Here is a 22,143-nt window from a genome sequence, read left to right on the forward strand (position 1 = left end):
TTTGTAAAATATAAAATTGAAATTTAACTTAATATCAAAATTTAATTTGTTTGAATGCTGGGGTGGCTATACTTTTAAGTGTAACATTTAAGCACTCATCAAAGATGGTTCGAAAACTACTATTTAACCTTTTATTAATGCTATTGGGCGTAATGAGTTTCTCATATGCTCAGGATCGCGTTATTACAGGACGCGTCACCTCCAGCGATGACGGAGGTGCATTACCCGGAGCCAGTATATCGGTTAAGGGTACTACAAAAGGTACTACTGCTGATGCCAGTGGTAATTTTAGCCTGGCTGTATCAGGTAAGCCAACACTGGTTGTTTCGTCGATTGGCTTTGCGCGTCTGGAAGTTGAAGTGGGTAACCGAAGCACGATTACCATTCAATTGCAGAGCACGAATAGTGATCTGCAGGAAGTCATTGTTACGGGTTACGGTGGCGTTCTCAGCAAACGGGAAGTAACCGGAGCCGTTTCTAAAATTAAAGGCACCGATATTCAGAACGTTCCCGCTCAAAGTATTGACCGCGCTATGCAGGGACGTATTTCGGGCGTACAAATTTCCTCTGCCAATGGTGCTCCCGGCGGTGCCATGCAGGTACGTATCCGGGGCGTAGGTTCCATTACGGCTGGTAACGAACCACTTTACATTGTTGATGGCGTGCAGCTTAATACGCAGAATACCAACACATACGCCAGCTCAAATCCAATCAACTTCCTGAACCCAAATGACGTTGAGTCGATTGAGGTATTGAAGGATGCCGCGGCTGCGTCTATTTACGGGTCACAGGCGGCTAACGGGGTTGTCATCATCACCACGAAAAAAGGGAAAGCAGGCCGGACTCAGGTAAAACTCAACTACTACCAGGGTGTTATTGAGCCAATCAAATTTTTTGATGTCCTTAACTCGCAGCAATGGGTAAATGTGCGTACCGAGGCTTTTGCGAATGCTAACCCAACTCAGTCAAGAACCTGGGCACTTCAGCAGGTTTTGGGTATTCTTCGTTATCCGGCGGCAACTATAGCGAGCCTGGGCGAAAACCAGTTACAAGGTATTGTTGATACGCTGAAAACCTACGACTGGCAACGGGCGGCTATGCGCAGCGGGCGAGTACAGAATTACGAGGTCTCGCTCTCGGGTGGCAGTGAGAGGAATACCTTCCATTTTTCAACATCTTATAATACACAGGATGGTAACGTGGTTGGAATCAACTTCAAACGGTTTACAACGAGCTTACGGCTGGGTCAGAAACTGTCGGATAAACTACAATTTGAGCAGTCTATCAACCTGAGTACAACAACACAGGGCGGTCAGTATGCGTCGCCCAATGGGGGTGGGTTTCTGGGGTCAGCTGCGTTCGGAGGACCGGTAATGGTACCGACTAATGCGATTTATAACGCAGATGGAACGTACGCCAACACCCCTCTTACGGGCGGTGCTGTTGGGGTGGTTAGCCACAACTTTATTCTGTCGGCCGATTACGCTAAAATCACAGCAACCACGAATCAACTGGTGGGTAGTGCAGCGCTTGTCTATAAAATAACACCCCAGTTAACGTTCCGGCCAACCGTCAACCTGGATTACCGGCTTATTAAAGGGAATTATTATGCCGATCCGCGTATTCAGGATGCGTTTAGTGTGCAGGGCCGCGACTCGTTCCAGAACGAAGAAAGCATCAACTTCCTCACAAACGGGGCCCTTTCCTATACCCACCAGTTTGGTGCACATTCAATCAATGCACTGGCTGGACTTGAGTATCGGAGCGACACCCGGAATGGAACCAGCGGTTCGGCTTATGGATTTCCAACATCGGCCTTTCAGTACATCTCGGCTGCTGCTAATTACCAGAGCATGTCAAGTTTCTGGACGGGCTACCACCGGGCTTCTGCCTTTGGTAAGATCGACTATAACTACAATAGCCGCTACTTCCTGTCGCTTATCGGGCGCTATGATGGTTCGTCCCGTTTTGGTGCCAACAACCTGTTCGGTTTCTTCCCTTCTATTTCGGGTAGCTGGTTAGTGTCGGATGAGAGTTTCCTGAAAGGCAACCCCGTATTGACCGAATTGAAAGTTCGGGCCAGCTTCGGATCTACGGGTAACGACCAGATCGGAAACTTCGATTCAAGAGGTTTGTATAATGGTGGTGCTAACTATAATGGTGGTAGCGGTATTAACGTCACTACGCTGTCGAACCCCGATTTGAAATGGGAGCGGAATACGGAAATTGCCGCAGGGCTGGAATATGGCATCTTTAATAACCGGATTCGTGGTCAGTTTGATGTATATGATCGGACTAGTAACGACCTGTTGTTGCAACGGCAAGTGCCTAACACCAGTGGTTATACAACGATTACATTCAACGCGGGGCAGGTGAAAAACCGGGGTTTTGAAGCCGAGATTACGGTCGATGTCCTGAAAACCTCGTCGCTACGCTGGGAAAGTAGCTTTAACTTCTCGGTGATCGACAATAAGGTTACCAAGTTATATGATGGTATTTCGCCACAAGCCAACGTCGATAGCCTTGTGCTGTTAACGGCACCGGTGCAGGCGGGTAATACGACCGTTACGCGTAACTTCATTGTTGGTAAGCCTGTGTATGCCAACTATGCCCCTGTTTATGCTGGGGTGAATCCTGCTACGGGTCGGGCCATGTGGTACGACCAGAATGGCAATATCGTGTATACCTACCAAACGCCACGTGATTCTAAATACCTGGGATCAGACTTTGCCAATATTTACGGCGGCTGGCGTAACCAGATTTCGTACAGAGGCTTTGACCTGACGGCGTTTTTTCAGTACGAATTCGGTCGTCGCGTCAACAACTCGCAAGGGCTTACACTGATCGATGACGGATCCCGTAACGTGAATACGCTGCTAGATACCTACAACAATCGCTGGACAACACCGGGCCAAATCACTGACGTTCCACGTCCCTATAATGGAGGTGCCGAAGTACTTGGGTCGTCATACGTATCCAGTACAAGTCGGTCCATTGAAGATGCTTCGTATATCCGCTTAAAGCAAGTACAGTTGGCTTATACCTTCCCGAAAGCACTGCTTACCCGTACCAAGTTGCTTCAGAACGTTCGCGTGTATGCGGTAGCAACGAACCTGCTTACCTGGACGAAATGGACAGGTTACGATCCGGAATTCCTGAACTTCGGGTCGGGTAACACGGGTGCTATTCCCCAATCGAAGACCTATACGTTCGGTGTCGAGATCGGTTTATAATTCACTTCATCCTTTGTCATTTAGTTTATGAAAAAATATATGTTTAAGCGAGCGCTTGCCACGTCGGTCCTGACGTGTGGGCTCTTTGCCTGTAGTAGTTTGGTTGACGTAAAGCCAAAAACAGCCGTTGATTCATCAACAGCTCTTACCACCCAGGAGGCCGTTAATGCCGCCGTCAATGCCGTTTATGATGCCTTGCAACATACGGATTTATATGGTCGGGATTTGATTGCCATCCCCGAAGTGCTTTCTGATAATGGGCGGGCAACCAACAACTCAAGCCGTCTGGTAGCAGAATATCAGAATCAGCCGGGTAATCACATGATCAACTGGACGCAGGATTATTATGGCATCAACCAGGCAAACCTCATACTGGCTGCGTTGCCTAAGGTGACGATGACAGATGCACAACGCAATTCGTACCTGGGTCAGTGTTCGTTTCTCAGAGCGTTGATGTACTTCGATTTAGTGAAGTCCTATGCGTATATGCCAACGGCCATTATTCCAGAATATAACCGGGGGGGCGTTCCACTCTCGCTGACGGGTGTGTTGACGTTGCAACAGGTAGATTATCCAAGTCGACCAAGCATTGATGAGGTGTATACCCAGATCCTGGCCGATTTGACGGTAGCTATCGATAAACTGACAGGAACTGCTAATTCGAGAGGACCAGTTTATGCAACGAAGGGTGCGGCTCAGGCATTGTATTCCCGCGTAGCACTGTATGCCGGAAAATACCAGGAATCGGCCGACTTCGCAACCAGTGCGCTGGCGTCTGGTGTAGGCTCATTTCAGTCGAAAACCACCTATGTTGCTGGCTGGCGCACCGCTGTAAATCCAGAGTCGATGTTCGAAATTAATTTTCAGACAAATGAGAACATTGGCGTAAACCTCTCGTTGCAAACAACCTTTACAACGTTGGTAACGCTTGGAAATACGGCACAAACCGGCGGTTTCGGTGATGTTGTTCCAACGGCAGCCCTACTGGCCGATCTGGAGTCGGAGAAAGATGCGTCTGGCGCGGTGCTGGATATTCGTCGTCAATTGTATGAATTAGGAACGAAAGGGCGTGGTGCGCAGAACATCGAGACTACCAAATTTCTGGGTAAAAATGGGACTATCAACCTCGATAACGTTCCGGTTATCCGGATTTCGGAGATGTACCTGAACCGCGCCGAATCCTACTATCGCTTAGGAAGAGAAGCCGATGCAATCAAGGATTTGAATACCATCCGGACTCGGTCGGGGCTGCCCGAAAAAACGGGTTTGACAGGAGCCGCATTGCTGGATGAAATTATCAAGCAGCGTCGTCTGGAGTTTGCGTTCGAAGGGCACCGTTTCTGGGATCTCAAACGCCTGGGCCGCGATATTGTTAAGACCACCAATCTGCCGTTTACAGATTACCGCGTTCTGGCCCGTATTCCGATCAGCGAGATCAACAATAACCGCAAACTGCAACAAAACTATAACTACTAAGCCAGTTACTATGAAAAGACTATTGCGTTTCGTGCTGATAGGCGTTGTCTTACTCGCACAAACTTCCTGTTTCAAGGAAAACGACTTTATCTATAAAAAAACGGTTGTTGAATTTCAGGCGACGGTTGTTACGTCCCTCGCCGTTGGAAAAACGTACCCGCTCCTGGCAATCAAGAACGGGGCCGGTACGCAAACTACCCAGGTGAATCTGGTAGGTGCCCAGCGGAACAATGATGAAGTCATCAAGTTCTCCGTCGATAAAGACAATACGACAGCCATAGAAGGGGTGCACTATAGCCTGAACGGAAATACGTTCACGATTCCGGCCAAATCCAGTTTCGGGAACTGCGCTGTCAATATATTAACGGGGGCTGCGCCAACGGGTACAATTAAAACGGTTGACCTGGTTTTGACACTGGAAGGAAACGGTTCGGACATCACCCCGAATGAAAATTACAAAAAGGTAGGTTATCGAATTTCGTTTTAAGAGTCAAATGCCGCAGCCAGAACAGGTTGCGGCATTTTTTTATAAGCTATGTCATTTGTTTTCGATTTATCTTTATTACCCAATAACCTGAAACACTCGCTTACTTTATGCTTCACAACCTAACGACTCAAAAAAGCCGGTGGCTTTTGCTCATTTCCTGGATTGCCGTCTCGCTTGGCGTACAGGCCCAGGATGCACCGGCCTATCAAACGCCCCCCAAAGCGTTAGCCGATTTAGTAACGATGCCGCCCACCCCGAACGTGAGCATGTCGGACAAGGGCGATATGATGCTCTTTCTTGAACAGGCAGGGGCTCCCGGCATTGACGAACTGGCTCAGCCTGAATTTAAACTGGCTGGATTGCGATTGAATCCGGCTAATAACGGCCCTAGTCGGGCGCGCTACATCACGGGTCTGAAACTCAAAAAACTGACTGACAAAGACGAGAAAGCAATAACGGGTCTTCCGGCTACACCGCTACTTAGCTTCGTTCAATGGTCGCCCGATGGAACGAAGATTGCCTTTGCGAATTCGACCGACAGCCGGATCGATTTATACATTGCTGACGTAGCTACCGCAGCTGCTCAAAAAGTTGGTTCGATTGCCATCAATGCCACCCTCGGTGTACCCTATCACTGGGTATCCGACAGCAAGAGCCTGATTGTGAAAACCATTCCGGCCGGTCGCGGGCCAGCTCCTGAATTAAGCCGGGTTCCGGCTGGCCCGACTACGCAGGAGAACGTAAAAGGGTCGCGTGGACAAGCCCCAACGTATCAGGATTTGCTCAAAAATCCATCCGACGAAAAGCAGTTTGCCTATTACACCACGGCACAGGTTGCCCGGGTGGGTTTGGATGGAACGGTGACCACCATTGGTCAGCCCGGTATTATTCTCTCCTCAGACCCGTCGCCAGATGGCAAGTACGTCATGATCGAGACCGTTCATACACCATTCTCGTATCTGGTGCCCGTAAATCGCTTCCCCCTCAAAACCGAAATTTACGCGATTGCTGGTTCGCTGGTTAAAACCCTGAACGATGGACCCTTGCAGGAAGCTGTTCCCTACAGTCGGGATGGCGCTCCTACCGGTCCGCGTGATTTTAACTGGCGGGCCGATGCGCCTGCTACGGCTTATTACACCGTAGCTCAGGACAGTGGCGATCCGAAAGTGAAAGCTGACATTCGGGATAAGGTTTTCCAGATTGACGCTCCTTTCTCGGCGCAACCCAAAGAAATTTATGCGGCTCAGTTCCGCTTCGAAAACTTCGATTGGGGCAATGAAACAACGGCACTGGCGAACGAACGCTGGTGGCAGAATCGAAAAACGATCACCAAAATCGTTAACCCAACCACCTGGCAGACCTCAGTTCTGTTTGATCGTTCGTACGAAGATCGGTACACCAATCCGGGCCAACCCGATATGAAGCATAATCAGTATGGCCGTGAAGTGTTGAACATTTTACCAACCGGCGACATTCTGATGCTCAACGCGATAGGTTCGTCGCCCGAGGGTGATCGGCCATTTGTGAGCCTGTTGAACCTGAAAACAAAGCAGACAAAGGAGCTTTGGCGGTCGGCTGCTCCGTATTTCGAGCGACCAATTGCTATTCTGGACGCAACGAAACAGGTAATTCTGACCACCCGCGAAACGCCTGACGAAAATCCCAACTATTTCGTTCGGAACCTGAAAGCCAAAATTGCACCCATTCAGGCAACGTTCTTCCCGCATCCTTATCCGCAGTTAAAAGGCGTGCAGAAGCAGCAGCTTCGCTACAAGCGGACGGATGGTGTTGAACTGACGGCTACGCTTTATTTACCCGTGGGTTATAAGAAAGAACAGGGACCACTGCCAACCTTTTTGTGGGCGTATCCGGCCGAGTTCAAAAGTAAAGAAGCGGCCAGCCAAGTATCGGGATCGCCTTATCAGTTCAACCGGATTAGCTATTGGGGCGGTGCTGCCTTTGTAACCATGGGCTATGCCATTCTGGACAATGCCAGCATCCCCATAGTGGGCGAAGGCGATAAAGAACCGAACGATACGTATGTAGAACAACTCGTGTCGAGTGCGAAAGCGGCCATCGACGAAGGGGTTCGATTGGGTGTGGTCGATTCGAGCCGGGTGGGCGTGGGCGGTCACTCGTATGGTGCCTTCATGACTGCGAATTTACTCTCGCACAGTAAGTTGTTTAAGGGTGGTATTGCCCGGAGCGGTGCATACAACCGGACGCTGACTCCTTTTGGATTCCAGAACGAACAACGCAGCTACTGGCAGGCACCTGAGGTGTACAACAACATGTCGCCATTCATGAACGCCGACAAAATGAAAACCCCCCTGCTGTTAGTACACGGCGAAGCCGATAACAACACCGGAACTTTCCCAATCCAGTCGGAGCGTTATTACAACGCCCTGAAAGGCTTTGGCGCCACGACGCGATTGGTATTCCTGCCGTACGAAAGCCACGGCTACACAGCCAAGGAGTCACTACTGCACATGCTGTGGGAAATGAACGGCTGGTTAGATAAGTACGTGAAAAACCCAGCCGCTGCCGGACAGGCAAACAAAGCCGGAAAACTGGGCAGCGGAAATAATAAATAGCTTTCTGAACAATAGGATTACTCAATGGGCCATCAGCTATTCCAATAGCTTGATGGCCTTTTTTTGTTATGCTAGGCTTAGTGGGTAGAATTAGATAGATACATGACCATTCACGATCGCCGAAATGAAATTGGTTATCGCCTGCTCCTTTGCGACAAAATCCATATGGATAAATAATGAAGCCAACCGGGTTCCTTCTTCTTCAGTAAACTCAAAATCATGCTTTTCGATGTAGTCGACACCACTATCCTCGAACCAGCTCTCAAACTTTTTTCTACGGGCATGCTGGAGCCTATCCGAATCTTCATAGACGGCAATGATGATGTTGCTCATCTGCTCAAACCAGGTGGCGAATAGATATTGAACGGTAGCGGCAATACGAAGATCTTCTGGAGTGCCTTTGGGAGGCTTATACATGCCAACAGGAAAAAGATCGAAGGAGTAAAACTGGCATCCTATCTGGTCGGCTCCGAATAGGTACCCATAACTAGAAAAGTGCGCCACATAGCGCACTTCCCAATCGGTAGTAAAGAAAAAATCTGTCCCCGTAGGAGTATCTTCTCGTGTGCAACTATACGGATTGTAGGTGATCTGGCTTCTTTTCACTGGCACTCGTCCCGTTTTTTACGTTCGCCCAATGCTCCCTTAACGCCCGCTTATCGGCAAGAATTTTCTTGACAACCGGACTGTCCTTCGCAGAAGAAGGGATAGTATGTTTGATCGTTTTCATAGCTCAGCCCCTTTGAGTATGATAAGTTGTAGGTTCACTTTGATAACGGTGCAATTTAGAATAAAGTTTGGCTACTAAAACACGTGGCGTAAAAGCATATTGGTTTGGTTAATCCACCACATTAACCCGGTACAACTGAGTGCGCTCACTACTTAGCGTACTGCCTTTGCGAAACGGGCCGATTACATCCACGGTTTTGGTTGATGTCAGCATCAGGCTCAGCGCATTGAACGTACGCTGTGGACCATCGAAATACGTATCCGGAATCGTTGAAGACCCGCTGCCTGTACTGACGTTAAGGGTAATATAATCCGCCTGATCGCCACTGCCTTCTTCCTGGATGATATGCCCCCATTTATCCCTGGTTTCGTTGATCTTGCTCACCAGCAGTTCACTTTGTGAGCTTTCGCCCTGGTAGCGTTTCCAGAGGGCTGAAAAATAATTGCTCTCCCCAATAGCCTTCCAGCGGAGCAACAAAGGCTGATTACGGGGGTGACTCATGGGGAGCGGTAACTGGTCGGGGGTAAGATCCGGCTGGGTATCAATACTGCCAATGGGGTATTCAGTGCCATCGCGTAAGACCACCGTAAACGTGTAGGTTGTGCCGCCCTGTATGTCGGCTTCCGAACCTGTTGCTCGTTCGTAGTACGGGAAGGCGCCATAATAATTCGTCGACCCCCCGTTCAGACGCAAGGGTTGCCCATTTACGGTAATCTGAATGGCCGGATCTGCAACCGATTTGCCCGATTCATCTTTTACATAAGCCCGAATGAAATGACTAACATGACCATCCTCAACTAGGTGTCTATGGATAACCGTATTTACCTGAAGATGGGCTGGGTCAGTTGCCGAACTGGCCTTTAAATCAGCTTTGTTACAACGCATCAGGAGCATGACGGAAACGGATAAAATCCAGTAACGTGCCAAGAATGGGCCGAGCAGAAACATAACGGAATGTAATTGTAAAGAGGGTCATATTTTTTCCAGTAAGCTGAGGAACTCCTGTTTTTTATTTCTGGAAACAGGTAGCGTTTTGTTATTCGCCATAACAACTTCTCCGCCATCGCCCCGTATGTAGCGCTGTACATACCGCAGGTTGATCAGGTAGCTATGGTGCACCCGGCAAAATCCCTTGCTTTCAAGTACTTCCTCTACCTCTTTTAACGTCTTGGAAATCAAGATAATCTGGCCGTTCTTTAGCGCAAAACGTGTATAGCCCCCGTCCGATTCGCAGTAATAGATTTCTTCGCTGTGGATGATTTGTAGCCCTTCCATGGTAGGCAGGGCAATCCGGTCGCCGGCCCGTTGGGTTTGCAGATAAGTCAATAGCTGGTCAACGCGGGGCGGTGCCTGGCTGGCTAATTCCTGTTCAGCTTTTGACACCGCCCGGATCAGTTCATCTTTATCAACAGGTTTCAGGATATAGTCCAGCGCGTTGTGCTTGATTGCTTTAATGGCATACTCATTGAAGGCTGTTGTGAAAATGACCCGGAATTTACTGTACCGGCAGGCTTCCAGCATATCGAAACCGCTCATGCCGGGCATTTCAATATCCAGGAAAACCAGGTCTGGGTGCAGCGTTTCAATAGCCGCCTGACCTTCGGCTCCACTGGCGCAATTCGCCAGTATCTGAACATGGGGGCAATACCGCTTCAGGAGCAGGGTCAGCACATCGCGGCAGTGCTTTTCGTCATCAATTAGTAGTGCAGTCATTGAGGTTTGAGGTCCATGGTGAAGGTAATGCAGGTTCCGGCGGGCTGACCATCCAGCCCAATTAAATCAAGGCTATCAATTCGGGCGTCAACGGCATATAAGTCATTGACTAATACCACCCGTTCTTCCGCAATTCGACTGCCGTGAAACTGGTGGGCCGTCAGGCTTTGAGGGCGACTGCTAATGGCCGCATCCCGCCCGATACCATTATCGGTGATAGAAATGGCTAAGCGGTTTCCAATTCGCTTACAGTCAATATGGAGAATTGCCCGACGATTGTGTAGCGGGAGCAGACCGTGCCGAATGGCGTTTTCTACATAGGGCTGAACCAGCAACGGTGGTACCTGAACCGAATCGGCATTCAGCTTCGGATCGACCCGGACCGTTACATCAAAATGGCCGTCAGAGCGCAGTTGCTCCAGCTCAATATAACTCTGTAAGGCCGTTAATTCGTCGCGCAGGGATACCCAATCGGTTTGGGTATTGGCCAGCACTTGTCGCACTAAGCGGGCGAATTTGGTCAGATAGAGTGACGCCTGTTCGCTGTCGTTTTGCAGAACAAATTTATTGATTGCGTTCAGGCTGTTGAAGACGAAATGCGGATTCATCTGCATACGAAGGGCCAGCAATTTGGCCTCGGCAATCCGTCGGTTATTGTCCGACAATTGTTGCTGAGCCTGCTGGTAAGCTAGCTCCGTTTCGACCCGGCGGATTTTCTGAGCGCAGAGGGCCGCTATTTTCGTCAGTACCGTTAGGTGATGAGGGCGGAAAAAGTTTCGCTTCGGATGCTCGGCATCTATAACCCCCCAAACGCGCCCGTTAAGCCAGATAGGCACTGTAATTTCCGAGTAGCGTATGGCATCATCGGCAATGTAGCGTTTATCCTGGGTCGTGTTGCCAATCCGTTCGGGCTGGCCGGTTCGGGCTACTTCGCCAACAATGCCGTGGCCTACCGGTATTTCAATCGGATCATGAATAACCCCCATTGATGGACTTTTGGGGCCGTGGGCGGCTTTCTGCACCAGTACGCTCCGTGCTTCGTCGAGCCTGTATACCACGCAGTCCACAAAATTCAACCGGGCAATGCAATTCTTCGCAACGTCCCACAGTACTTCCTCAACGGTGGTCTGATCTAAAAGCGACATGGCAAAAAAATTAATGACCCGTTCTACTTCCAGCTCATCTTTCAACGATTGCTGATAGGTAGGTCGAGATACGATTCGTTTGTCACTTGCCACTTGCCCGATTGCATTTAGGGGATAATTACCTTACAAAAGAATGCATAGTTTTGATCAGACAATAGCGTTAATGAATAATGGGTAGATTTAGCCCGATAACTGGTTGACTGTTTCTGCTTTCTGGCGATGCGTTTTCAGTCAGCTTTTGGGCTGGGTAACCAATACGAACGTTCATCTGGCCCTAACGTACGTAAACTGGCTGTAAATCATCTATATTCGCTCCGGGGACTAACTAGAACAGTTAGGGGAGCCTGAAAGGGTATGATATGTAGCCAGATTAGCGATAATCGGATAAAAACGGGGGGTTATAGGCAAGCAAGCTGGGTTTGTAGGTGGCGAGGACCGCTTTTGCTGGTTATGTTGCTTTCTTGCTGGGGCAAGGGACAAGGGCAGGCTCCGGCTTTAGCGTTTCAACGACTTTCATTGCAACAGGGACTGGCTGCCAACTATACAGTAGCCATGGCCCAGGATAAACCTGGTTTTGTCTGGATTGCAACCGTCAGAGGCCTGACCCGGTTCGATGGGTTACGTTGCCAGACGTTCACCAATCAGCCGGGTAATCCTCGGTCCTTGTCGCACCGTATTGTTCGGTATGTGTTTACCGACAGAAACGGAACCCTTTGGGCGGGGGCGCAGGAGGGATTGAATCGGTTTGATCCAGCAACGCAGTCATTTCGGCGCTACTCGTTTACTCAGGTAGGGCCGGGCTGTAATTTTATTCGTTTGATAGCCGACGGCCAGAATGGTCGATTGTGGTTAGGCACTAAGGGGGGCGTAATTGACTTCGATCCAGCTACTGGCCACGCGGTCCTGCTTGCACTCCCGGATGAGTCGACCCCGGCCGTTAAGTCGATCCGTCGACTGCTGCCCGATGGGCGTACACTTTGGATTGGTACCGAGGGCGGACTTTTTGCCTATGATTTGCCAACGAAAAAGGTTCGCCAGTTCCAGCATGATCCAGCCAGTTCTACCTCATTACCCGATGAGCACATAACGGCCCTGGCCCGACACCCCCGAACGGGCGAGATTCTGGTAGGCACAAGGCAAGGGAAACTAACCAGGTTGAATCCAGCAACAGGCGTATTTAGTCCCATTGCGCAACTGGCAACCGATCAGCCCGTTTCGTCCCTGTTGTTTACCCGAACAGGCGATTTATGGGTGGGTATAACGGGGGGAGGGCTTTATCATTATGACCCTGCAACCAGCCGATTTTTCAGTTACCTCAGCAGTGAGCAGAATAAGCGAAGTCTGATCTCTAACTCGATCAGTGCGCTCGCCGAAGACCGGGCAGGTGTCATATGGGTGTTAACCGATGATGCAGGGGTATGTTGGTTCAATCCAACTGTAGAAAAATTTCATTCGCTTTACGATGAAGTAGGGTATCAGCCCGTTAAAACGGAGGGGCTGGATGCCGCAGGTTTATCTGTCGATAAAACGAACTCGGTGTGGGTTGCCACCCGAGATGGTGTGGCTTATATTAATCCAAAAACTAAATCGTATAGGCTTTACCGTCATCAACAGAACAACCCCGCTAGTTTAGCCAGTAACCTTACCTATTCTGTACTAAGCGATCGACTGGGGAAGGTGTGGGTAGGCACAATTGACGGTTTAGATTGGTTGAACCCTACCACTGGCCAGATAGAGCATGTGCCGAGCCTAGTTCCGCCCGAAGAATCGGTAAACAAGCCCGTCATCAATGCCGATAAGGGAGTTGCTGGTGAACGAGTATTTGGCATTATCGACGCAGGAGATGGACGTTTGTTTATCGGGACAAACGAAAAACTGACGATCTATGACCCGAAAACGAACCGATTCATGCACCAGTTCAATGACGCACGGATTGCGAAATTGCCGGGTAAAAACTATAATACTCTTTACCTTGATAGCCGCCAGAATCTGTGGGTTGGCGGGTTGGGGCCAGTGTATAAAATCAGCCCAGATTTACAACTGCTGGCTACATATATCCATAACGACGATCCAGCAAGCGTGCCTGATGAAGGGGTAACGGCCTTTGCCGAAGATCGGTTTGGACGAATGTGGCTTGGAACCGATAATGGTCTGGCTTGTCTTAATCAGAAAACGGGTAAATGTCAGGTATTTACCACCCGGCATGGATTGCCCCACGACGATATTGCGGGGATTTTCATGATGGGGGATACACTCTGGGTTAGCACCAGTAGCGGGCTGGCCAGCGTGGATGTGCGTCGACTTCGGTTTACGAGCTTCAATGAAGCGGATGGTACGTCCCCATCCGAGTTTGAGTCGGGTACCATTATTCGGGACTCAAACGGGCGGATTTATTTCGGAGCAATGACCAGCCTGGTGTACACACAACCTAACCAAATTCGGCTAAATCGGTTCGTGCCTCCTGTTTATCTGACTTCGTTTCGGGCGAATGGCCAGGAGATGATACAAGACCCATCGGCAGATCCGCCGAGTTTAGAACTCAAGCCTTCGCAGAACATGTTTAATTTCGAGATGGCCGCCCTGAGTTTCGACAATCCGGCTGATAATCGCTACGCCTATAAACTCGAAAATTTCGATACGGATTGGAATCAGGAAGGAAACCGACCGTTTGCCAGCTACACCAACGTGCCCCCCGGCGATTATGTCCTGCACGTTATAGCCGCCAATAACGATGGGGTCTGGAACCGGGAGGGCTATCGACTACCTATTACAATTCTGGCTCCTTTCTGGCAAACCTGGTGGTTTCGGTTGACTGCATTGATGACACTGCTAGCCGTGACGGCGTTAGGCGTTCGCTGGCGGGAAAAACAACGGGCCAGTCAGCAGCGCGAAAAAAGTGAACTTCGCGAACGGATTGCGGCTTCGGAAATGAAGGCACTACGCTCACAGATGAATCCGCATTTTCTGTACAATTCGCTGAACGCCATTCGGTTATTTATTCTGCAAAATGATAGTGACAATGCCGATAAATACCTCGTTAAATTTGCCCGACTGATGCGCCTGATTCTGGACAATTCGCGCCAGGAGTGGGTAACACTCGCCAGCGAACTGGAGCAACTAACGCTCTACCTGGAACTGGAACAGCTCCGCTTCGACTACCAGTTCGATTTTGTGGTCACTACCGACCCGTCGCTATCGCTGGAGAAAACGGCCATTCCGCCCATGATTATCCAGCCGTACATCGAGAATGCCATTCTGCACGGATTGGCGCATAAACAGAATAAAGGCTGTATTAAGCTCACTATAGAGCCCCAGGCCGACCATTTAGACTGTATGGTCGATGATGATGGTGTAGGCCGGGAGCGGGCGAAATCGCTCAAAAAGCAGACATCCTCACACCAGAGCGTCGGCCTACGCGTAACCGAAGACCGGCTCCAACTGATCGGGCAGCGCAGCGGTCAGGCAGCTGGCGTGACCATCATCGACAAATACGATGATCAACAGCAAGCTACCGGGACAAGGGTGGTGATTCAACTGCCGTTTATTAAGCAGTGAGTGTGGGAATGCCGGTCAGAGACCGGATAACACTCCGGCGTAGTTCATACACGCCAAACGTAACCAACTTCACTACACCAGCGCCGTCAAATCCTGAACGCCCAGCATTCGTTTGCTGATGAAGCCTTCGCCAAATTCGGCGCCAATCATGTGGCCATGCTCGCGGGTGCGGGATTCCAGAAACTTCATGAACGGTTCACCAGAAATATAGCTTTGTGGCTCAGGGCTTTCGGGGTTGAAAAACTGGCTTTTATAGGCTTTGATGGCAGCTAGTTTCTGTTCCCAGTAGGGTGTTATATCTACGATAAAGTCGGGCGTGAGCGACCGATCCTGGATGAAGTTATAGACATAAATAGGCCGATGGGCTTCCTGCGGCTGCCCATCTTTACCAACCGTTTTAATTTGACGTAGACCGGAATAGAAACACGCTTCGGCAACCAGTTCGGCAGCACGACCATGGTCGGGATGGCGGTCGTCGGGAGTATTGGTGAGTATGATTGTGGGTCTATAGTGCCGGATAATGGGAATCAGCGCCATCTGATGCTCTTCGTCATTTCGAAAGAACCCATCCCGGAAACCCATATTTTCACGGGCCACTAATTTCATGATACGTGAACCTTCGGCAGCCTCCTGCGCCCGAATTTCGGGCGTGCCCCGCGTACCTAACTCGCCACGGGTCAGATCGACACCCGCTACGGTTTTTCCTCGGGCAACCAGCGAAAGAACGGTGCCGGCACAGGTCATTTCAATATCATCAGGATGGGCCGCAATGGCCAGAACATCGACAGTCATGTGGTTTTGATTGTATAGTGATTGTTGTTTAAGGTAGTGGTGTTTTGAGAATCCGACACCACGAATTGAATAATCAACCAGCTTGATAATTCGTTCCTCAAATTTCCCAAAATGGCCTCTTGGCGATTATTTCGCGGAAACGCCTTATTTTGGCGTCCCAACAACTAAATCACCTGACGCTACTTAACCTATGTCTTACAAAGCCCTGGCCCTTCAAGTAACCTGTCAAACCGTTAATTCCTGCAAAACCCGCGATGAGGCTGAAGCCGTAATGCTCAAAACTATTGAGCGGATTGAACGACAACTAGCCGCATCGGTTGGCTTACTTGGGCGTGAGACATTGCTTGTGGTAGCACCGGAATCCTTTCTGACAGGGTCACCTATTGATGAAACGGTTGAGCAATGGAGAGAAAAGGCTGCACTGGAGATTGATGGGCACATCTATGAGGCCATCAGTGCTATGGTGCAACGGCAACAAGTTTACTTTTCGGGGAATGTGTACGAACAGGACCCATTCTTTCCGGAGCTATACTTCCAGACCAGTTTTATCATGGGGCCAAACGGTGACGTACTACTCCGTTATCGACGCCTGAATGCCCTATTTATCCCGACTCCGCATGACGTTTGGGACTTGTACTTAGACGCCTATGGATACGATTCCCTGTTTCCGGTGGTCAAAACCAACATTGGTCATCTGGCCTGCATGGCCTCGGAGGATATCCTGTATCCTGAGGTAGCTCGTTGTTTATCCATGCGAGGGGCTGAAGTACTGATCCACTCGACTTCGGAGGCTAGTAGCCCGCTCATGACGCAGAAGAATATAGCAAAACTAGCCCGAGCCATTGAGAATATGGCCTATGTGGTGTCGGCTAATTCAGGTGGATTAGTGGGAAGCCCCATTCCGGGCGGTACGACCGATGGCGGCTCTAAAATTATTGATCCCAAAGGGATTGTACTGGCCGAAGCCGCTTATGGTGAAAGCATTGTGGCCAATGCCGATATTGACCTGGCAGCCCTGCGTGAATTCCGGCAACGACCAGCCATGGGAAATCTGCTGGCCCGCCAACGGTTTGAACTATACGCCGAAAGCTACGCAAATCACAGGAGCTATCCCCCCGATACACTCCTGGGCCAACCCGCCGAACGCCAACACTTTATGCGTACTCAACAGGAAGTGATTAAGAAACTATATAGTTGATACAGTCTGAAGTTCGATGTTTGAAGTTGGCTGACGCACAGTTGCTTTCGCGTCAGCCAACTTCAAACTTCAAACATCGAACTACGAACCTATTCTTCAACCACCTTCGGCTTTCGTCGGCGCTTGGGTAGTCGAAACAGATTGCTACCGGTGTCTTCGGGTGTTTGATCGCCCAATAGAACACCCCAGGGACGTAGACTGTCGACCCGGTCAAATACGACTTTCATGATGGCAATGGCCGGGATCGATAGAAACATGCCCGAAACACCCGCCAGTGCTCCGCCAATGAGCACGCCCACAATAGAAACTAGGGCGTTGACCCGTACTTTAGAGGCTACAATAAGCGGTACGAACACGTTGTTGTCGATGAACTGTACGAGCAGAAAAATGCCGATAACGCCCAAAATGACCGATAGTTCTGGATTGTTACTGAAGGTGATCAGCACGGTCAATAGCGTTGCGATTAAGCCACCGATGTAGGGGATTAGATTGAGGATAGCCGCCATAATGCCCAGTAAGACAGCATATTGTACATTCAGGATAAGCAGGCCAATGGAGTTAAGCGCGGCTACACAGGATGTTTCAATAAGTAGCCCAACCATATAACTCTGGATGACCGATTTCACTTCGCCCAGCACTTCGCGTACGCGTTCCGTATGTTTCTCTGAGAAAAGAACAATCACAAAATGCAGGAGCATGGTTCGGTAATAAAGCAGTAGAAAGACGTAAATCGGGATCAGGGTTAAGGTACCCAGTGGCCCGGTAATGAAGCCAAGTGTATCTGAACTTTGTAAGCTGTCGAGGGTTTGTGCCTGCGCTTTCTGAAGGTACTTATCCTGTTGCCGGTAACTGACATTGTATTCGCGACGAACCCACCGCTTCACATCAAGGAAAAAATCATTTAGATTCTGGCGAATTTTAGGCAAGTCATCGGCAAAGTCGGATAGCTGCATAGACATCAGGATCGTTATACCTGATACCACAACAATAGCTAGTAATAGCGCCAGACTAATTGCAATGACTTTGTGAATACCCCACCGAACAAGTCGGTTTTCAATAGGCCGAAGAAGAACCGCAATCAGACCGGCCATCGCAAGCGGCACCAGAATATCCTGCCCTAAATAAATTCCGGCTGTCAGAATAGCCAGAGCAAGCAACGAGTGAGAAAATTGGTGGTAATGCGGGCGCGATTCTGCGGACATAGAGTGCGAAATGAACTGAGTGAATTTACTTAGTGAAGTCGATTAATCAGACACTCAACATTCCATTTCCCATTTTGTTTCTTAGGTTACGTTTGGCTCATCTTTCCCAGACCTGCCGTCTTTCGCTAAACTTGCCGTATTTTTGCGGTTTGTTTAGTGTATGACTCTTAGTATTCGCGATATCGCTTTTCAACTGCGGCAGGGGCAACTGATTGCCATTGCCGATGAAACCGGCTGGTCTATTGCTGCCGACCCCGTTAATGATGCGGCCATTGGTCAGCTTATGACCCTCCTGAGCACAATGCCCAATGGGTTGCAACCAACGGTGCTGATCCATAACGCCGACCAACTGGGCCTCTATGTGGGCAAGCTGCCCGATGTGGCCTACGATCTGGTTGAGTTTGCCGAAAATCCATTAACTGTTGTTTTCGATCAGGGTAAAAACCTGTCGCCGGTGTTTTGGAAAGCGTTAGCAGAATCGACTAGCACAAGTGGAAGCACAAACGAGGAAATAGCAGTTCGGCGGTGTTTAAACGCCGATGTGCAACGCCTGATCGGTAGCTTTGGACGAGGGTTGCTCACGATTCCATTAGAGTCGTTAGTATTACCGCCAGCTGCCGAAGTATTGGTTACAATCCGGTTCGGAACCCTCCCCGGTATGCCTAAACGGCCACGCATTATGCGGTTGAAAGTGAATGGAGAGGTTAGTTTTATACGGAAATGAATTTCAGCGAAACCTTACATAAGAATCCGGTTTTTGACACCATTGCCCGCCAGGCCGATGCCCTCGGTTTGCGGGCCTATGTCATAGGCGGCTTTGTGCGCGATCTGGTTTTGGAGCGCCCATCGAAAGACATTGACGTGGTGTGCATCGGAAGTGGTATTACATTGGCTGAAGCTGTTGGAAAAGCTCTTCAGACAAATGTTTCGGTGTTCCCGAATTTTGGTACCGCCATGCTTCGAGCCGGTCAGGGAGCGGATGAATGGGAGGTTGAGTTTGTGGGTGCCCGGAAAGAATCCTACCGGAGCGAATCGCGCAAGCCAATTGTAGAAGACGGCACGCTGGAAGACGATCAGAATCGCCGGGATTTTACCATTAATGCCATGGGTATTAGCCTGGCTGTTACTGATTTCGGCGAACTCCTCGACCCATTCGATGGCCTGAAAGATATCAAGCGCAAACTAATCCGTACCCCCCTCGAACCGGGTATTACCTTCTCCGACGACCCGTTGCGCATGATGCGGGCTATTCGGTTTGCTGCGCAGTTGGGATTCGATATCGAGCCGGATACGTTCGAGGCAATTGTGCAAATGAATGAGCGGATCACCATTGTGTCGCGGGAGCGGGTAACCGATGAGTTGAACAAAATCATTCTGTCGCCTACGCCTTCCTATGGGTTCAAGTTACTATATCATGCGGGTTTACTGGAGCGGATTTTCCCGGAACTGATCGCTCTGAAAGGGGTTGAAACCATTGAAGGGAAGGGGCACAAGGATAATTTTTACCATACCCTGCAAGTGCTCGATAACGTTGCTAATCGGGCCAAGTCAACGCATGAAGTAGTTGCGCCGGAAAATGAACTCTGGCTACGTTGGGCTGCTTTATTGCATGATATTGCCAAACCGGCTACCAAACGCTTCGACCCTAAGGTGGGCTGGACCTTTCATGGACATGAAGATATGGGCGCCCGTTGGGTCCCCGGTATTTTCCGTACCATGAAACTGCCACTAAACGAACACATGCGTTTTGTGCAGAAACTCGTGCGGTTGCATTTACGACCCATTGCACTCACCAAAGAGCAAATCACCGACTCTGCCCTACGCCGACTTCTGTTTGAAGCGGGCGATGATTTAGAGGGACTGATGGCACTTTGTCGTGCCGACATTACCTCGAAGAATTACGAAAAAGTACAGAAGCACCTGCGCAATTTCGACCGGGTTGAGCGAAAGCTACATGATCTTGAAGAACGGGACAAACTGCGTAGTTTTCAGCCGGTTATTACAGGCGAACTGATCATGGAAACATTTGCTCTCCCTCCCTCGAAGGAAGTGGGTGAACTGAAAACTGTACTGCGTGAAGCGATTCTGGATGGGCTTATTCCCAACTCGTTCGATACCGCCTATCCATTTTTATTAGAAGAAGGCCGCAAACGCGGATTAACCCCAATAACCGTTAAAAATGGATAATGTATAATGAACAATGCATAATGAAAATGAGCACGATAACACTCCATTATTCATTACACATTATCCATTAACTTATCCATTAACAATTCATCTCATGGAGAATAACAATACTAATTTTCGGCGCTTCTTTGGCGCATCCCTCACCATTCTGGGTGTCGTTGTCGTTCTGTTTGCCTTGATCGCGTTTCTATCCGATGGCAAGCCGGTACTCGGCATGAGTATCTCAAAGGCCGAAGCCGCAGCGCCCTTCATTGTCGGTATGATTTTCCTGATTACGGGAGTCAATCTGGTTCGTGAATCGTAAAAGAGCACAACAACTGCCGAAGCTTCACCAGCGAAGTTGCTGAAACGATTTGTTCATGCAACGTATCGCTCATTTTCCAATCCTTCATTTGATCATTCTTATTGCTGAAGATTATGGAAATGGGTAGCTCTCGAGCGGTTTGGCTTGATTATTTGCGTTCGTTTGTTACCCTGTTAGTCCTGGCTCATCATGCAGCGCTGGCTTACCCTACTTTTGCCTATTTTGATCCCACCCATTACATCTACTCGACCGCGCCTATTGTAGATGATAGCCGCTGGTTGGGCATGGATAGGTTTATTGGGTTCAACGATCTGTTTTTTATGCCCCTGATGTTTTTAATCAGTGGGCTGTTTGTGTATCGGGGGCTTCGCAAAAAAGGAATAAAAGCATATTTGACTGATCGGTTCATCCGGCTGGGCGTCCCGTTTCTGATAGCCGAACTGCTGCTCATTCCACTGGCCTATGTCCCTTCGTTTTATGTGGCTACCCATTCAACAGACCTCTTTACGTTTGTTGAGGATTACATTGGTAAGCAACAATGGCCGGTAGGGCCGCCCTGGTTTATTTGGCTCCTGTTGGCATTTGACGGGGTTGCCGTGCTTATTTTCAACATAAGCCCGTCCTTTTTTTCAACACTGGGCAATAAGCTGGAAAGCTTGAGCAAACAACCTGTTCAATTTGGTGTGATCATCTACGGCCTAACGGCTATTTCGCTGATTCCACTTAGCTTGTGGGTAGGACAGTACACCTGGGTAGGTAATTGGGGACCTTTTGATTTTCAACTCAACCGGCTTTTCTTTTACCTGCTATTTTTCCTGCTGGGTGCCTGTTTGGGAAGCACAGACTGGCAAGGCTACCTGTTCCGAAGCGGAAAGTTATTTGGTAAAGGCTGGGCGTTCTGGCTGCTGGCCAGCCTGATTTGCTACCTTTTGGTCGTGTTTGTTTCAGGTCTTGGCGCAGATTGGGTTAAGCAGGGTAGACTTAGTTCTACCGCGGGCTATTGCCTGTATGATGTCTTCTTTGTGGTTAGTTGCCTGGCCAGTATGGGAGCCTGCTTAGCTGTCTTCAAACAGAACATTACTCAACCGAACGAGGGCTGGGCGAGTTTATCGGCTAATGCCTATGGGATTTATATCCTGCATTACCCATTTATCACCTGGGCGCAGTTTGCCTTGCTGGGAGCTGGCTTACCCGTTATTGGTAAATTCCTGATCGTGTTTTTGGTCTCAATCAGTTTGAGCTGGCTCAGTAGCAGTTGGGTCAGAAGAAATCAGCTGGCGACTCAAGTTTTGTGAGACGTTATCGGCAAGCCCCGACCAGCTCCGTTCTCGCTTGGCTACGCCGAGTGAGGATTATTAGTTCAAGGGCCTCTGGCCCGTTTTTAACGTGTTACTCCGGCCAGAGGCCGTTCAACCTGATAGCCCTCACTCGGCGTAGCCAAGCGAGAACAGAGTTGCCTTAAGCTGGCTAAGTAGTAGCCTGGTCAGACGAAGTTCACTTACGGCATAGGTGTTATAGGTCAATGAC

17 protein-coding genes are annotated in these 22,143 nt (G+C 49.5%); 10 read left to right on the forward strand and 7 right to left on the reverse strand.

Translation table 11 applies throughout. The annotated features are described in order from the left end of the window. The first annotated feature begins 152 nt into the window (after window positions 1-152). The 4 genes from EXU85_RS09270 (at window position 153) to EXU85_RS09285 (ending at window position 7,790) form a co-directional block, all read left to right on the forward strand. On the forward strand, window positions 153-3,233 hold the full coding sequence (locus EXU85_RS09270) for a TonB-dependent receptor (RefSeq protein ID WP_246859483.1): 3,081 nt from the start codon (window positions 153-155) through the stop codon (window positions 3,231-3,233). Between the two features lie 27 nt (window positions 3,234-3,260). Beyond that, on the forward strand, window positions 3,261-4,709 hold the full coding sequence (locus EXU85_RS09275) for a RagB/SusD family nutrient uptake outer membrane protein (protein WP_142771812.1): 1,449 nt from the start codon (window positions 3,261-3,263) through the stop codon (window positions 4,707-4,709). A 10-nt stretch (window positions 4,710-4,719) separates the two neighbouring features. Beyond that, window positions 4,720-5,196, forward strand: a complete 477-nt coding sequence (locus EXU85_RS09280) for a DUF4843 domain-containing protein (RefSeq protein ID WP_142771813.1) — start codon at window positions 4,720-4,722, stop codon at window positions 5,194-5,196. Between the two features lie 107 nt (window positions 5,197-5,303). After that, window positions 5,304-7,790, forward strand: coding sequence for a prolyl oligopeptidase family serine peptidase (locus tag EXU85_RS09285; protein WP_142771814.1), 2,487 nt, complete (start codon window positions 5,304-5,306; stop codon window positions 7,788-7,790). A gap of 90 nt (window positions 7,791-7,880) precedes the next feature. Here EXU85_RS09285 and EXU85_RS09290 read toward each other — a convergent pair whose 3' ends face one another. The 5 genes from EXU85_RS09290 to EXU85_RS09305 all read right to left on the reverse strand — a co-directional run bounded on the left by EXU85_RS09290 (window position 7,881) and on the right by EXU85_RS09305 (window position 11,471). Continuing rightward, a complete protein-coding gene (locus EXU85_RS09290) occupies window positions 7,881-8,396 on the reverse strand; it encodes a DUF6169 family protein (protein ID WP_142771815.1) in 516 nt (171 codons plus the stop codon). After that, the gene (locus EXU85_RS35300; RefSeq protein ID WP_168207764.1) at window positions 8,362-8,520 is read right to left on the reverse strand and encodes a hypothetical protein; all 159 of its coding nucleotides are present in this window, start codon (window positions 8,518-8,520) and stop codon (window positions 8,362-8,364) included. The genes EXU85_RS09290 and EXU85_RS35300 overlap by 35 nt, the downstream gene beginning before the upstream one ends. A gap of 108 nt (window positions 8,521-8,628) precedes the next feature. Continuing rightward, window positions 8,629-9,468: a hypothetical protein gene (locus EXU85_RS09295; protein WP_142771816.1), complete on the reverse strand. Its 840-nt coding sequence runs from the start codon at window positions 9,466-9,468 to the stop codon at window positions 8,629-8,631. 24 nt (window positions 9,469-9,492) lie between these two features. Next, window positions 9,493-10,233, reverse strand: coding sequence for a LytTR family DNA-binding domain-containing protein (locus tag EXU85_RS09300; protein ID WP_142771817.1), 741 nt, complete (start codon window positions 10,231-10,233; stop codon window positions 9,493-9,495). After that, window positions 10,230-11,471 carry a histidine kinase gene (locus EXU85_RS09305; RefSeq protein WP_246859485.1) on the reverse strand — a complete coding sequence of 414 codons (1,242 nt, stop codon included), beginning with the start codon at window positions 11,469-11,471 and terminating at the stop codon, window positions 10,230-10,232. Before EXU85_RS09305 ends, EXU85_RS09300 begins: the two co-directional genes overlap by 4 nt. A gap of 357 nt (window positions 11,472-11,828) precedes the next feature. On the opposite strand from EXU85_RS09305, the gene EXU85_RS09310 reads away from it, so the two are divergent. Next, window positions 11,829-14,933 carry a sensor histidine kinase gene (locus tag EXU85_RS09310; protein WP_142771819.1) on the forward strand — a complete coding sequence of 1,035 codons (3,105 nt, stop codon included), beginning with the start codon at window positions 11,829-11,831 and terminating at the stop codon, window positions 14,931-14,933. 72 nt (window positions 14,934-15,005) lie between these two features. On the opposite strand, the gene bshB1 is transcribed toward EXU85_RS09310, so the two are convergent. After that, window positions 15,006-15,725 (reverse strand): bacillithiol biosynthesis deacetylase BshB1, encoded by a 720-nt coding sequence (bshB1, locus tag EXU85_RS09315; RefSeq protein ID WP_142771820.1) that lies wholly within the window; start codon window positions 15,723-15,725, stop codon window positions 15,006-15,008. A gap of 190 nt (window positions 15,726-15,915) precedes the next feature. Between bshB1 and EXU85_RS09320 the strand changes: the two genes are divergently transcribed. Next, window positions 15,916-16,923: a nitrilase-related carbon-nitrogen hydrolase gene (locus EXU85_RS09320; protein WP_142771821.1), complete on the forward strand. Its 1,008-nt coding sequence runs from the start codon at window positions 15,916-15,918 to the stop codon at window positions 16,921-16,923. Between the two features lie 89 nt (window positions 16,924-17,012). On the opposite strand, the gene EXU85_RS09325 is transcribed toward EXU85_RS09320, so the two are convergent. Further along, complete coding sequence (locus EXU85_RS09325) at window positions 17,013-18,125, reverse strand: AI-2E family transporter (RefSeq protein ID WP_142771822.1); 1,113 nt, start codon at window positions 18,123-18,125, stop codon at window positions 17,013-17,015. Window positions 18,126-18,285: 160 nt separating this feature from the next. Here EXU85_RS09325 and EXU85_RS09330 point away from each other — a divergent pair, with 160 nt between their 5' ends. The 4 genes from EXU85_RS09330 to EXU85_RS09345 all read left to right on the forward strand — a co-directional run bounded on the left by EXU85_RS09330 (window position 18,286) and on the right by EXU85_RS09345 (window position 21,911). Continuing rightward, window positions 18,286-18,849: an L-threonylcarbamoyladenylate synthase gene (locus tag EXU85_RS09330; RefSeq protein ID WP_142771823.1), complete on the forward strand. Its 564-nt coding sequence runs from the start codon at window positions 18,286-18,288 to the stop codon at window positions 18,847-18,849. Next, on the forward strand, window positions 18,846-20,312 hold the full coding sequence (locus tag EXU85_RS09335) for a CCA tRNA nucleotidyltransferase (RefSeq protein WP_142771824.1): 1,467 nt from the start codon (window positions 18,846-18,848) through the stop codon (window positions 20,310-20,312). Before EXU85_RS09330 ends, EXU85_RS09335 begins: the two co-directional genes overlap by 4 nt. Window positions 20,313-20,406: 94 nt before the next feature. After that, window positions 20,407-20,616, forward strand: a complete 210-nt coding sequence (locus EXU85_RS09340; RefSeq protein ID WP_142771825.1) for a hypothetical protein — start codon at window positions 20,407-20,409, stop codon at window positions 20,614-20,616. A gap of 119 nt (window positions 20,617-20,735) precedes the next feature. Continuing rightward, window positions 20,736-21,911 (forward strand): acyltransferase, encoded by a 1,176-nt coding sequence (locus EXU85_RS09345; protein ID WP_168207765.1) that lies wholly within the window; start codon window positions 20,736-20,738, stop codon window positions 21,909-21,911. Window positions 21,912-22,143: the final 232 nt, after the last annotated feature.

Source organism: Spirosoma sp. KCTC 42546 (assembly GCF_006965485.1).
In the GTDB taxonomy this organism is placed as follows: Bacteria; Bacteroidota; Bacteroidia; order Cytophagales; family Spirosomataceae; genus Spirosoma.

Excerpts from the sequence above, each read along its gene's own strand:
- EXU85_RS09310 (WP_142771819.1), top strand. The coding sequence starts at position 11,829 with ATGTTGCTTTCTTGCTGGGGCAAGGGACAAGGGCAGGCTCCGGCTTTA.
- EXU85_RS09300 (WP_142771817.1), bottom strand. The coding sequence starts at position 10,233 with ATGACTGCACTACTAATTGATGACGAAAAGCACTGCCGCGATGTGCTG.
- EXU85_RS09295 (WP_142771816.1), bottom strand. The coding sequence starts at position 9,468 with ATGTTTCTGCTCGGCCCATTCTTGGCACGTTACTGGATTTTATCCGTT.
- bshB1 (WP_142771820.1), bottom strand. The coding sequence starts at position 15,725 with ATGACTGTCGATGTTCTGGCCATTGCGGCCCATCCTGATGATATTGAA.
- EXU85_RS09335 (WP_142771824.1), top strand. The coding sequence starts at position 18,846 with ATGAATTTCAGCGAAACCTTACATAAGAATCCGGTTTTTGACACCATT.
- EXU85_RS09320 (WP_142771821.1), top strand. The coding sequence starts at position 15,916 with ATGTCTTACAAAGCCCTGGCCCTTCAAGTAACCTGTCAAACCGTTAAT.
- EXU85_RS09345 (WP_168207765.1), top strand. The coding sequence starts at position 20,736 with ATGGGTAGCTCTCGAGCGGTTTGGCTTGATTATTTGCGTTCGTTTGTT.
- EXU85_RS09325 (WP_142771822.1), bottom strand. The coding sequence starts at position 18,125 with ATGTCCGCAGAATCGCGCCCGCATTACCACCAATTTTCTCACTCGTTG.
- EXU85_RS09285 (WP_142771814.1), top strand. The coding sequence starts at position 5,304 with ATGCTTCACAACCTAACGACTCAAAAAAGCCGGTGGCTTTTGCTCATT.
- EXU85_RS09270 (WP_246859483.1), top strand. The coding sequence starts at position 153 with ATGAGTTTCTCATATGCTCAGGATCGCGTTATTACAGGACGCGTCACC.
- EXU85_RS09330 (WP_142771823.1), top strand. The coding sequence starts at position 18,286 with ATGACTCTTAGTATTCGCGATATCGCTTTTCAACTGCGGCAGGGGCAA.
- EXU85_RS09280 (WP_142771813.1), top strand. The coding sequence starts at position 4,720 with ATGAAAAGACTATTGCGTTTCGTGCTGATAGGCGTTGTCTTACTCGCA.
- EXU85_RS09275 (WP_142771812.1), top strand. The coding sequence starts at position 3,261 with ATGAAAAAATATATGTTTAAGCGAGCGCTTGCCACGTCGGTCCTGACG.
- EXU85_RS09340 (WP_142771825.1), top strand. The coding sequence starts at position 20,407 with ATGGAGAATAACAATACTAATTTTCGGCGCTTCTTTGGCGCATCCCTC.
- EXU85_RS35300 (WP_168207764.1), bottom strand. The coding sequence starts at position 8,520 with ATGAAAACGATCAAACATACTATCCCTTCTTCTGCGAAGGACAGTCCG.